A 12,718-nucleotide genomic window follows, 5' to 3' on the forward strand; every position below is an offset into this window, starting at 1 on the left:
ATTACAAGCAAACCAAGGTGATCGAGCGCCTGATGTCCGCGAACGAGTCGCTTCGCATCCGGCAGCAGGCAAAGTACGTCGAGAAGGAAGCTGCCGTGTTCGCGGCGCTCTCCCAGATGTGGCCGCAGCCGCAACGGCAGGCGGCGCTGCGCGTTGTCGCCATGATGTCGGTCGGAGCGCTGCGTCTGGCCATCGACAATTGGAATCGCGACCAGGGCAAGCGGCCCCTGTCCGTCCACGTGAAGGAGGCGTTTGCCTGCCTCGACCGGGAAATCGGAGCGGCGTCCTCGCGCAAGGCGGCCGGCCGATCCGGCGAGTGACGTGTGGGGCGGGTGACGCTGTCGGTGGAGAAGCCCGACGGCCGCGCGGTGATTTAAGCCTGCCTCGGAGCCGTGACGCCGATCAGCGCCGGCGCGATGTCGCGGATGTGCTCGAACACATGGTCGGGCCGAAGCGCCCGCAGCGCCGCCGGCGCCGCATAGCCCCAGCACACCGCGCCGCAGGCGATCCCGACGGCCCGTGCCGCGTCGATGTCGCGGACCTCGTCGCCGATCGAAATCACTTGGGTCGGCGCAACGCCGGCACGGCGAACGACCCGGCGGAATTTCGCGGCCTTGCCGAATAACGACGCCGCGCAGTCGAAATGCGAGAACAGCGCTGCGGCGTCTCCCAGCTTCTCGCGGGCATTGGCTTCGCTGTCGGAGGTCACCAGCGCGAGCTGCACGCCGCTCTCGGCCAGAGTCCGCAGCATGGCTTCGATGCCCGCAAACAGCGAAATCTCGGACGCCGCCTCCGCCTTCAGCCGCCGCGCATGCCGCGCGATCGCCGGCAGCTTCCACAAGGGCACTTCGAGGTGGGCCAGGATCTCGCGCGTCGAGGCGTGCCTGAGCTCTTCGATGTCCTCAGGCGCGACGCGACGAAAATTGAAGTGATCGGCGATGTCGTTGATGGTGCGCAGGAACCACGGGAAGCTGTCGGCGAGGGTGCCGTCGAGGTCAAAGATGGCGAGGGCGTAGGGCATGGGGAGGATTGGCTACGACCGATTCGTAAACAGTCCTTGGGAGCATCTCTCGGCAAAACGAATGCTCGTGTGATATCTTGGGTCATCGGGGTTAACGAGCGGAACAACCGTCCACCGAAATGCCGTCGTTAGCTGTTTGGCTTTCGTCCATTCAGTATCGACGATCGTCACTGGCATATGCAGGACGAACAACATTGCAAAGACCTTTGGTTCGGAGCGATAGCGGTGGATCTCGAATGCGCTGTCTCGTAAAAAATCAGCAAGTATTTCCTCGACGAATTCGGCTGCATGCTCGTCGCTGGTCGTAGTTATTGCTCTGTCCGTCGCCAAAATCACGGAGCAATCGACTGCTATCATGCCCTCAAAAGTCGATTTGAGGATCTGCTTGGCGGCTTTTTGTAAGTTTCGTCTGAGGCCCGGTGCTGTTCTTGGACGTTTTGCCGCTATGCCAAACGATCTATCTCCATCCTTGATCAATATGTCAGGTTCTTGAAAATCAATCTCGTATCCGCTGAGCTGCGCAACGCTGGCAACGAAAGTTTCAAATTGGAAATCCCAAGTTGGAGACAATTTAGCGGGGACGTCTGGGTGAGTACCAGAAATCAATCTCTCAAGATGGCTTTGCCAAATTGATAGGTCTGGCGCACCGCGTGCTGCCCGTAAGATTGTGCCGAGTTGGTGCAACTCAACGCTGGTATGCAGCAGTTGCATCCCATCAGATAGCGTCAGCTTATGATCTCGTTCGGCTTTGGTCCTCAGCGCGCTTAGTACGTTTTGATATGATCGAATGCGTGAGTTGCCAACTGAAAAGCCGAGGGTTTCGATTAGTTGCGAAATGTCAGACAGAGAACTCTCGTGCTCTGCGAAAGATTTGGGATTGGTGCCCCTAAAGTCAGAGACTCCAACCCATGTGACCTTTCCGCGCTTCGCACTCAATGTTTTGATCCGTCTGTCCGATCACACTTCTACTCTGCCGCCTCGCTGGCCGCACGCCTCCGCTTCGGCTTCCGCGCCTTCTCCAGCACCGGCGCCAAAAACTTCCCCGTATAGCTCCGCGGCGCCTTCGCGATGTCCTCCGGCGGGCCCCACGCCACGATCTCGCCGCCGCCGTCGCCGCCTTCGGGCCCTAAGTCGATGACCCAGTCGGCGGTCTTGATGACTTCGAGATTGTGCTCGATGACGACGACGGTGTTGCCCTGCGCGACCAGCTCGTGCAGCACCTCCAGGAGTTTCTTGACGTCGTGGAAGTGCAGGCCCGTGGTGGGCTCGTCCAGGATGTAGAGCGTGCGGCCGGTAGCGCGTTTTGACAATTCCTTGGCCAGCTTGACGCGCTGGGCTTCGCCGCCCGAGAGGGTCGTGGCCTGCTGGCCGACATGGATGTAGTCGAGGCCGACGCGATGCAAGGTCTGGAACGTCTCGCGCACGCGGGGCACCGCCTTGAAGAACTCGGCGGCCTCCTCGACGGTCATGTCGAGCACGTCGGCGATGCTCTTGCCCTTGAAGAGAACTTCGAGCGTCTCGCGGTTGTAGCGCTTGCCCTTGCAGACGTCGCAGGTGACGTAGACGTCGGGCAGGAAGTGCATCTCGATCTTGATGACGCCGTCGCCCTGGCAGGCTTCGCAGCGGCCGCCCTTGACGTTGAAGGAGAAGCGGCCGGGCTCGTAGCCGCGCGCTTTCGCTTCGGGCAGGCCGGCAAACCATTCGCGGATCGGCGTGAAGGCGCCGGTGTAGGTCGCCGGATTCGAGCGCGGGGTGCGGCCGATCGGCGACTGGTCGATGTCGATGATCTTGTCGATGTGCTCGAGGCCCTCGATGCGGTCGTACGGGGCCGCGCCCTCGCTGGCATTGTTCAGCTTGCGGGCGATGGCGCGGTAGAGCGTGTCGATCAAGAGCGTCGACTTGCCGCCGCCGGAGACGCCGGTGACGCAGGTGAACAGTCCGAGCGGAATCTCCGCCGTGACGTTCTTGAGGTTATTGCCGCGCGCGTTCACCACCTTGATGGTTCGGCGATGGTTCGGCGGCCGTCGCTCCGGCACCTCGACCTCGAGCTCACCGGTGAGGTACTTGCCGGTCAGCGATTTCGGGTTGCGCATGATCTCGGCGGGCGTGCCTTCGGCGACGATGTTGCCGCCATGCATGCCGGCGCCCGGGCCGATGTCGAGCACGTAGTCGGCGAGGCGGATGGCGTCCTCGTCATGCTCGACCACGACCACGGTGTTGCCGAGGTCGCGCAAGCGCTTGAGCGTATCCAGCAGGCGGGCGTTGTCGCGCTGGTGCAGGCCGATGGAGGGCTCGTCCAGAACGTAGAGCACGCCTGTCAGCCCCGAGCCGATCTGCGAGGCGAGGCGGATGCGCTGGCTTTCGCCGCCGGACAGCGTGCCGGAGGAGCGGGACAGCGTGAGATAATTGAGGCCGACGTCGAGCAGGAAGGTGAGACGCTCGCGGATCTCCTTCAGGATGCGGCCGGCGATCTCGTTCTGCTGCTTGTTCAGCGCATCGGGCACGGTCTCGAACCATTCGCCGGCCTTCTTGACCGAGAGCTCCGAGATCTCGCCGATATGCTTGCCGCCGACCTTGACGCTGAGCGCTTCGGGCTTGAGGCGAAAGCCGTGGCACGCCTCGCAGGGCACGTCGTGGAAATATTTCGCCAGCTCCTCGCGCGCCCACTCACTCTCGGTCTCGCGATAGCGGCGGTTGATGTTGGTGATGACGCCCTCGAACGGCTTCTTCGTGTCGTAGGAGCGGACACCGTCCTCGTAGGAGAACTTGATCTCGTCCTCGCCCGAGCCGTAGAGAAGTGCATCCCTCGTCTTCTTCGGCAGGTCCTTCCACTTGGTGTCGAGCGTGAACTTGTAGTGCTTGCCGAGCGCGGTCAGCGTCTGCACGTAATAGGGCGACGACGATTTGGCCCAGGGCGCGATCGCGCCCTTGCGCAGCGTCAGGTCCTTCTCGGGGATGACGAGATCCTCGTCGACATGCTGCTCGACGCCGAGGCCACCGCAGGCGGGGCAGGCACCATAGGGATTGTTGAACGAGAACAGCCGCGGCTCGATCTCGGGGATGGTGAAGCCGGAGACCGGGCAGGCGAATTTTTCCGAGAACAGGATGCGCTCGGGGCCGCTCTTGTCGTGGATCTTCGCTGTCTTCTTTTTTTCTTCCGCCGGCGCCGCAGCGGGCGTGTCGGCGAACTCGACGACGGCGAGGCCCTCGGCGAGCTTCAGCGCGGTCTCGAAACTCTCCGCGAGGCGCTGGCCGATGTCGGCGCGCACGACGATGCGGTCCACCACGACGTCGATGTCGTGCGGAAATTTCTTGTCGAGCGTCGGCGCCTCGCTGAGCTCATGGAAGGTGCCGTCGACCTTGACGCGCTGAAAGCCCTTTTTGAGCCATTCGGCGAGCTCCTTCCTATACTCGCCCTTGCGGCCGCGCACGACCGGGGCGAGCAGATAGAGGCGGGTGCCTTCGGGCAGCGCCAGCACGCGGTCGACCATCTGCGACACGGTCTGGCTCTCGATCGGCAGGCCCGTGGCCGGCGAATAGGGCACGCCGACGCGGGCCCAGAGCAGGCGCATGTAGTCGTAGATCTCGGTGACGGTGCCGACGGTGGAGCGCGGGTTCTTCGAGGTCGTCTTCTGCTCGATCGAGATCGCCGGCGACAGGCCGTCGATCTGGTCGACGTCGGGCTTCTGCATCATCTCCAGGAACTGGCGGGCATAGGCCGAGAGCGATTCGACGTAGCGGCGCTGGCCCTCGGCATAGATGGTGTCGAAGGCGAGCGAGGATTTGCCGGAGCCGGAGAGGCCGGTGAACACCACCAGCTTGTCGCGGGGGATCTCGACGTCGATGTTCTTGAGGTTGTGCTCGCGCGCGCCACGGATCGTAATTGCGCGCAGGCTGGAGGCCGCGTTTTGTTGTTGGCGCTTCGCCTTGATCACTTCATCCATCCGAGTTGCCCTCAAGGAAGCCCAAAGGTGCGCGATCGCGCCAACGTCAAGGCACGCTTCGCCCGGAACCGGGATCGGCGCCGATGGGTATGGCAGCGAACGTAGGAAGAACGGCGGCGGATTTCCAGTGGGACTTGCGAATCGTCAACGGATTGTTGGCGCACTGGCGGCATCTGGCAGCAGGAACGTTCGGAACCGCCCCGGAAGCCGGAGTAAAACGCGAAGGCCGGCCTTCGTGACGAAATGTCGGATCGGCGAAGCTCAGTATTTCACGACGACCGGTCCACCCCAGCGGTAGTTGACGCGGATCAGTGCCATGTCGATGTCCTGGCCGATCCGGTCGCTGCGCGACAGCGCGTTGGCGGGAACGGTAGCGAAATCCGCGGTGTGATGGCCAAGGAACACGTGGTTGTACTCACCGCCAACAGACCAGTTCTCTGCGAAGCCCCATTCCATACCGATGCCGAGCGTGTAGCCCCAGCGGGTCCGCTCGACGCTGTTGAACACCAGCGGGCTCGCCGCGACAAAGGTCTCGTACCTGGCGCGAGCCACTCCCGTACCGGCCTTGCCATAAATCAGCAGGCCATTGACGGCGTAGCCCATCTGCCCCGTGAACAAGCCAAAGGCATCGATCCTGGTCCGGTTGGTCTGTGGGGCCAGCGCAAGGCTGACGTTGCTTCCTGTGAAATCGGCCCAGTTGCCCTGGCCCTCGATGCCGAACACCCAGCGCGCTTTCTGCCAGCGATAGCCGATTTGTCCGCCGACGGTTCCGCCACCGGCGTTGTGACACCCTTCACCGACGGCAGGGTCTACCGCTACGCCGAGCGCACGAATGATGCTCCAGCAGGTGTGACCGAAGCCACCACCACCGTTGATGCCGGCATAGACGCCGATCCAGTCGTAGCCGATCACGGGGACAGGCGACGCCTTGCCATAGAGCGGAAGATCGGCAGCCTTGGCGGGCGCGATCGCCAACAGACCAGTGGCGGCCAGCACCGCTATCCGCAGCGCTCGGCTGCCCGGCGATCGCATCTTCATGTCCTATCCCCAATTCCGCGACAAGCTGGCATGGGCATCAGCAACCCACGCTTCCTAGACGGCGCGCCGAGGGGAAGTGCGAAAACAAAAAGGCCGGCGCGATGCCGGCCTTTCGTAACGCTGGGTGCGCCAGAGACGGAGCTCAGTACTTCGCGACGACCGGGGCGCCGAAGTGATAGTTCACGCCGACCTGCACGGTGTGGAAGTTGAGCGTGCCGGTGTTGAAGGGAGCGCCGAGGCCCGAGAAGTACGTCTCGCCGCCGAGGCTGCGATAGAGATACTCGCCCTTGACCGACCACTGCGGAGCGATGAACGCTTCGACACCCGCGCCAACGGTCCAGCCGGAGTGCCACTTGCTGTCGGAGATGGTCACGCCGGCCGCGGTGGCGCTGATCTTGTTGTCGATCCAGGCGTAACCACCGGTGCCGTACAGCAGCACGTTGTTGACGGCCCAGCCGATGCGGCCGCGAACGGTGCCGAGTGCTTCGGTCTTGGACGACACGGTGATGCCGAGAGCGGTCGCCGATGCGTTGACGTCAGCCCAGGCACCATCGGCCTCGATACCGAACACGACGTTGCCGGTCTGCCAGTTGTAGCCGGCGGTGCCACCGACGAACCCACCCTGCATACGGGGGCTATTTGCGTCTTCCCAAGCGCCGCCGCCGACGATACCGAGATAGAAGCCGGTCCAGTTGTAGACCGAGGCAACGGCCACCGGAGCCTTGGTGTAAGGACGAGCTGCCAGATCAGCAGCCGAAGCGGGGGCGGCCAGAGCGAACAAACAGGCCGAAGCCAACAAAACCTTTTTCATTTTCAACTTAATCCCAGTCCCAGTTTCTGTTGTTGCCTTCCGCGAGGGAAGGGCAGCGGACGCAACGGCCCAACTGCGCTTTCCCTACACCAACAAAGCTGCAAGTTGTGTCTCCGAAAAGCCACAACAGTGGGCAAAAGGTGATGGTTACTGACCCATTACCTCCCGAGTACCTCCCGAGTTTGGCAACAAACAAAAAGGCCGGCGCGAGGCCGGCCTTTGAGAGACGTCATGGGCTGAGCGCGCGTTCAGTAGCGCGGAGCGACCCCGGCCCAGTTGAAGTGATAATTCAAGCCGACCTTGACCGTGTGAATGGTGTCGTTCCACTCGGACCGGTTCGAGAAGACAGCCGGATTGTTGTACTGGAGCGTGCTGCGGCCGAAATCGATATAGTTGTACTCGACTTTGGCCGACCAGTTCGGGGCAAACATGTACTCTGCACCGGCACCGACGGTCCAACCCCAACGCCAGTCGTTCTGCGAAGCTCCGAAACCGAGCGGCGCCAACAGGCCTGCATCGTAGCGGTGCTGGAAGTCGCCGACCGCGGCACCACCGCTGACGAAGAACAGCGCGGGACCTGCAGCCCAGCCGAGACGGCCCTTGATGTCGCCGAAGCCGCGCAGCCTGGTGAAGTAGGAATCGCCAGCGCCGGCATTGATTTCGGCCGAGCGGCCGCTGATGTCAGCCCAGTGATAGTCGCCTTCCACGCCGAAGACGACATTGTTCATCTGCCAGTTATAGCCGAACACGCCGCCGACGAATCCGCCGCTCGTATCGTAGTCCTGGGTCGCAAGGAAGCCTGGTGCGTTCGCCGCCCCGAAGAAGGTCTCGTCGCTGCGGCCCCAGCCTCCACCGCCCTGAATACCGGCATAGAAACCAGTCCAGGTATAGACCGGTGCCGGCGCGGCCATTGGCGCCTTCGTGTACGGACGAGCCGCGAGGTCCGCAGCGTTTGCCGGAGCCGAGAGGCCCAGTGCGGCGGCCCCAAACGCAATAGCTAAGCTCTTCTTCATTTCCTTTGCCCTCCTAAATTTTCCGCTTCTTGCGATATCCCCGAAGCGGGTAGGCGCGAGGCCCATAAGATCCAAGTCCGAGTCAACCCTAACGCGATTTGGCGCGTGAGTCCGTCTCCCAAATGCAACAGTCCGGCACCATCGCGCCTGATCTAAGTAGATGATCTTCATCAAGTTTTTACTTTTCACGGGAACCCGAGAAAGTTCCATCGGGTTCCACCGATGTCGCAGATTTTTTTTCAGAGCTCCATTTTCGGTTGTTCCCGCGCGCTTCGGAACAAATCTAGAACAGGCTGAGAATTGGTGCTATATATGGGGATAACGCGGTGCGACGGGCCGATCCGTGCTCGCGAGCGTATAGGGTCGCCTCGACGAGGCGCAGAGGAACGCAGCAGCGGGACTCGCCCTCTTGAGATTCAGTGACATTCGGAGTGGAGAGCGGCGATGGCGGGAAGCGTCAACAAGGTCATTCTGGTTGGAAATCTCGGCAAGGATCCTGAAATTCGCCGCACCCAGGACGGGCGGCCAATCGCGAATTTGAGTATCGCCACCTCCGAGACCTGGCGCGACAAGAACACGGGCGAGCGCAAGGAGAAGACCGAGTGGCACCGCGTCGTGATTTTCAATGAAGGGCTCTGCAAGGTCGCCGAGCAGTACCTGAAGAAGGGGGCGAAGGTTTACATCGAAGGCGCGCTCCAGACGCGTAAATGGACCGACCAGAGTGGTGTCGAGAAGTACTCGACCGAGGTCGTGCTGCAGGGGTTCAACTCGACGCTGACGATGCTCGACGGCCGCGGTGGCGGCGGGGGAGGAGGCAGCTTCGGCGACGAGCCGGGCGGCGATTTCGGATCCTCCGGTCCCGTCAGCAGCGCTCCGCGCCGTCCCGTGGCTGCCAGCGGCGGGGGACGCAACAGCGACATGGACGACGATATCCCGTTCTGAGGCTTGCCGGGGGCGCTTCTCCAGCACAGCTGCGTGCTCACGTGAAGCGGCAGGATTCCTTATCAATCGACAAGGCAAGCTCGGTTTTTTTCGGCTTGTCTCATGCATTGCCTGAGTGAAAGAGCCTTAGCGCGATGAGCTTTGCGTTATGAGCCTCGCCCCGCTGATTGACGCTGCTCCAGCGATCCCGCTGCATGCCTTCGCCGCCATGGCGGCGGTCGTCCTCGGGATCGTTCAGCTCGCAGCTCCCAAAGGCGGGCTGCCCCACCGGGCTCTGGGCTGGGGCTGGGTCGCACTGATGCTCGTCGTGGCGCTCAGCTCGTTCTGGATCCACCAGATCCGCATGATCGGACCGTGGAGCCCGATCCATCTGCTCTCGATTTTCGCGCTGGCGATGCTGGTGTTGGGCGTGATGGCTGCGCGGACCAAAAATATCCGCCGCCACAAGATCACGATGGTCTCGGTCTTCTTCGGTGCGCTCGTGATCGCCGGGGTCTTTGCCTTCATGCCGGGACGGATCATGCATGCGGTGATTTTCGGCCCCTAGCGAGGACGCAAATCCCGGTTCCCGCACAGCTGCGAAAGCGGTCGGGAACCGGGGTCGATGCGAGCGTCCCGGCAAACCGGTAAGTCCATGAAAAAACGAAGGGAAAAAGCGCTTCCCTTGGGCTTGCAAGGGTGGTTATCAGGGGGGCGATGCGCTATATGATTCCCAGATAAAATCTCACCGGATTCCCCCTTGGCTGACGACGACGACAAGCCCGGCGACCAGCCGGCGCAACCCTCGGACATTCGCCCCGTCTCCATCTTCGAGGAGATGAAGAAGTCGTACCTCGACTACGCCATGAGCGTGATCGTGGCGCGCGCGCTGCCCGATGCCCGGGACGGTCTGAAGCCGGTGCACCGCCGCATCCTGTTCTCGATGAACGAGCAGGGGCACACGCCCGACAAGAAGTACGTCAAGTCCGCCCGCGTGGTCGGCGACGTCATCGGTAAGTATCACCCGCACGGCGACCAGTCGATCTACGACGCCATGGTCCGCATGGCGCAGGACTTCTCGATGCGGGTGCCGCTGATCGACGGCCAGGGCAATTTCGGCTCGGTCGACGGCGATCCCGCGGCCGCCTATCGTTACACCGAGGCGCGCCTGACCAAGGCGGCGCTGGCTCTGCTGGCCGACATCGACAAGGACACCGTCGACTTCCAGCCGAACTACGACAACAACGAGACCGAGCCGTCGGTCCTGCCGGCCAAGTTCCCGAACCTTCTCGTCAACGGCGCCGGCGGCATCGCGGTCGGCATGGCGACCAACATCCCGCCGCACAATCTCGGCGAGGTCATCGACGCCTGCGTTGCGCTGATCGACAACCCTGCGCTCACCATTGACGAGCTCATCAACATCGTGCCGGGACCTGATTTCCCGACCGGCGGCGTCATTCTCGGACGTCAGGGCATCCGCTCCGCCTATCACCTCGGCCGCGGCTCGATCGTCATGCGCGGCAAGGTCGCGATCGAGACCATCCGCAAGGAGCGCGAGGCGCTCATCATCACCGAGATTCCCTACCAGGTGAACAAGGCGACGATGGTCGAGCGCATCGCCGAGCTGGTGAAGGAAAAGAAGATCGAGGGTATCGGCGACCTGCGCGATGAATCCGACCGCGAGGGCTATCGCGTCGTCATCGAATTGAAGCGCGACGCGGTGCCGGATGTGGTGCTGAACCAGCTGTATCGGTTCACGCCGCTGCAGACCAGCTTCGGCGTCAACATGGTAGCGCTCGACAGCGGCCGTCCGCGGATCATGCATCTAAAGGACCTGCTGGCGATCTTCGTCGACTTCCGTGAGCGGGTCGTCACGCGGCGCACCAAGTATTTGCTCGCCAAGGCGCGCGACCGTGCGCATATCCTGGTCGGTCTCGCGATCGCCGTCGCCAATATCGACGAGATGATCCGCGTCATCCGGACCTCGCCCGACCCGACCACCGCCCGCGACACCCTGATGTCGCGCGACTGGCCGGCCCGGGACGTCGAGGACATGCTGACGCTGATCGACGATCCGCGGCACCGCATCAGTGCGGATGGCACGATCCGGCTGTCGATGGAACAAGCGCGGGCCATTCTCGATCTGCGCCTGCAGCGCCTGACCGCGCTCGGCCGGGACGAAATTCGCGACGAGCTCGACACGCTGGCCGGCGAGATCGCCGATTATCTCGACATCCTGCGCTCGCGCGAGCGCGTGCTGAACATCATCAAGACCGAGCTCGCCGAGGTGAAGGCCGAGTTTGCCACGCCGCGCCGCACCGTGATCATGGAGCAGGAAGGCGAGGTCGAGGACGAGGACCTGATCCAGCGCGAGGACATGGTCGTCACCGTCTCCCACGCCGGCTACGTCAAGCGCGTGCCGCTGTCGGCCTATCGCGCCCAGCGCCGCGGCGGCAAGGGCCGTGCCGGCATGCAGACCCGCGACGAGGATTTCGTATCGCGCCTGTTCGTGGCCTCCACGCACACGCCGGTGCTGTTCTTCTCCTCGCGCGGCCAGGTCTACAAGGAAAAGGTCTGGCGGCTGCCGATGGCGGCGCCGAACGCGCGCGGCAAGGCGCTGATCAACATCCTCCCCCTCGAGCAGGGCGAGCGCATCACCACGATCATGCCGCTGCCGGAGGACGAATCGACCTGGGGCAATCTCGACGTGATGTTCGCCACCACGGGCGGCAACGTCCGGCGCAACAAGCTGTCCGACTTCGTCGATGTCCGCCGCTCCGGCATCATCGCGATGAAGCTCGACGACAACGAGGCGATCGTCGACGTGCAGATCTGCACCGAGCGCGACGACGTTCTGCTGACAGCCGCCGGCGGCCAGTGCATCCGCTTCCCCGTCACCGACGTGCGCGTGTTCACCGGGCGCACGTCGATGGGTGTGCGCGGCATCGCGCTCGGCGAAGGCGACAGGGTGATCTCGCTCGCGATCCTGCGCCATGTCGACACCACCTCGGACGAGCGCTCGGCCTATTTGAAGATGCGCCGTGCGGTCGCGGGCGAAGCTGCAACAGAGGAGAGCGCCGCGGACGGCGAAGCCGAGGAGACCTCTGGCAGCTTCCAGCTCGCCCAGGAGCGCTATGTCGAGATGTCGGCGCAGGAGCAGGTCGTGCTGACCGTCTCGGTCAACGGCTATGGCAAGCGGACCTCGTCCTACGAGTACCGCACCACGGGCCGCGGTGGCAAAGGCATCGTCGCCATGAGCGTCAACAATCGCAACGGGAACCTCGTGGCGTCGTTCCCGGTGGAGGAGGCCGACCAGATCATGCTGGTCACCGACAAGGGCCAGCTGATCCGCTGCCCGGTCGAGGGCATCCGTATCGCCGGCCGTTCGACCCAGGGCGTGATCGTGTTCGATACCGCCGAGGACGAGCACGTCGTTTCGGTCGAGCACATCACCGAAGAGGCGGAGAACGGCAACGGCGAGAACGGCGAGTAGCGACCAGGTCTACGAGCTGGCGCTCAGCTCATGCCTCGAGAGCGGCCGCGAACTACGGGGTCCGGTCGGCCGTCACGAGGCGCGCCTCGCGGACATTGGCCTTGGTTCCGGCGCGGCGCAGACAGGACGCCTCGAAGTTCGGCCAGGCCTGCTGCGAGCAGTCGGAGCCGATGCTGCGGATGTCGAGGCGGTCGCTCTTGGCGAGCGGCTGCGGCACACTGGCTTCGACCGTCGGGGCAAAGCCGGGCAAAAGCGTGAGGGCTGCGGCAACACACGCAGACAGAGCGATCGCTGAAATGGTCTTGATCATGACAGTCCCCTGTGATGCGGCCGCCTGCGCCTCGTGAGCGGCCCGTCATTCGTTGGCTGGATTGGTAACCATGGCCAGTTTCCGGACGTCTTCGCCGGAGCCGGAAATGGTTTCGTTGCCGGTTCGTTTTGTTTGAAAAGGGCATGGACTTTGAAATCCGCGATGTG

General features: G+C 63.1%; 10 protein-coding genes and 1 pseudogene. 4 read left to right on the forward strand and 7 right to left on the reverse strand.

The features are described from left to right. Window positions 1–320, forward strand: a pseudogene (locus JHD07_RS18615) (hypothetical protein); the annotation flags it as partial. A 53-nt stretch (window positions 321–373) separates the two neighbouring features. Here the strand turns inward: JHD07_RS18615 and JHD07_RS18620 are convergent. The 6 genes from JHD07_RS18620 to JHD07_RS18645 all read right to left on the reverse strand — a co-directional run bounded on the left by JHD07_RS18620 (window position 374) and on the right by JHD07_RS18645 (window position 7,827). Then, the gene (locus tag JHD07_RS18620; RefSeq protein ID WP_291624611.1) at window positions 374–1,021 is read right to left on the reverse strand and encodes an HAD-IA family hydrolase; all 648 of its coding nucleotides are present in this window, start codon (window positions 1,019–1,021) and stop codon (window positions 374–376) included. Window positions 1,022–1,033: 12 nt separating this feature from the next. Then, on the reverse strand, window positions 1,034–1,957 hold the full coding sequence (locus tag JHD07_RS18625) for a hypothetical protein (RefSeq protein ID WP_291624612.1): 924 nt from the start codon (window positions 1,955–1,957) through the stop codon (window positions 1,034–1,036). Between the two features lie 29 nt (window positions 1,958–1,986). Beyond that, on the reverse strand, window positions 1,987–4,965 hold the full coding sequence (gene uvrA / locus JHD07_RS18630; protein ID WP_291624613.1) for an excinuclease ABC subunit UvrA: 2,979 nt from the start codon (window positions 4,963–4,965) through the stop codon (window positions 1,987–1,989). A 261-nt stretch (window positions 4,966–5,226) separates the two neighbouring features. Continuing rightward, complete coding sequence (locus tag JHD07_RS18635; protein WP_291624614.1) at window positions 5,227–6,003, reverse strand: outer membrane beta-barrel protein; 777 nt, start codon at window positions 6,001–6,003, stop codon at window positions 5,227–5,229. 142 nt (window positions 6,004–6,145) lie between these two features. Next, window positions 6,146–6,814, reverse strand: coding sequence for an outer membrane protein (locus JHD07_RS18640; protein ID WP_291624615.1), 669 nt, complete (start codon window positions 6,812–6,814; stop codon window positions 6,146–6,148). A gap of 248 nt (window positions 6,815–7,062) precedes the next feature. Next, on the reverse strand, window positions 7,063–7,827 hold the full coding sequence (locus tag JHD07_RS18645; protein ID WP_291624616.1) for an outer membrane beta-barrel protein: 765 nt from the start codon (window positions 7,825–7,827) through the stop codon (window positions 7,063–7,065). Between the two features lie 444 nt (window positions 7,828–8,271). Here JHD07_RS18645 and JHD07_RS18650 point away from each other — a divergent pair, with 444 nt between their 5' ends. From JHD07_RS18650 to gyrA, 3 genes are all read left to right on the forward strand, one after another. Further along, window positions 8,272–8,769, forward strand: coding sequence for a single-stranded DNA-binding protein (locus JHD07_RS18650; RefSeq protein ID WP_291624617.1), 498 nt, complete (start codon window positions 8,272–8,274; stop codon window positions 8,767–8,769). 148 nt (window positions 8,770–8,917) lie between these two features. After that, window positions 8,918–9,316, forward strand: a complete 399-nt coding sequence (locus JHD07_RS18655; protein WP_291624618.1) for a DUF2306 domain-containing protein — start codon at window positions 8,918–8,920, stop codon at window positions 9,314–9,316. 192 nt (window positions 9,317–9,508) lie between these two features. Then, window positions 9,509–12,241 (forward strand): DNA gyrase subunit A, encoded by a 2,733-nt coding sequence (gyrA, locus tag JHD07_RS18660; RefSeq protein ID WP_291624619.1) that lies wholly within the window; start codon window positions 9,509–9,511, stop codon window positions 12,239–12,241. Between the two features lie 52 nt (window positions 12,242–12,293). Here the strand turns inward: gyrA and JHD07_RS18665 are convergent, their stop codons facing one another. Further along, entirely contained in the window at window positions 12,294–12,551 is a 258-nt protein-coding gene (locus JHD07_RS18665; protein WP_291624620.1) for a hypothetical protein, read from the reverse strand. Window positions 12,552–12,718: the final 167 nt, after the last annotated feature.

This window comes from Bradyrhizobium sp. (genome assembly GCF_016462955.1).
Lineage (GTDB): Bacteria > Pseudomonadota > Alphaproteobacteria > Rhizobiales > Xanthobacteraceae > Bradyrhizobium.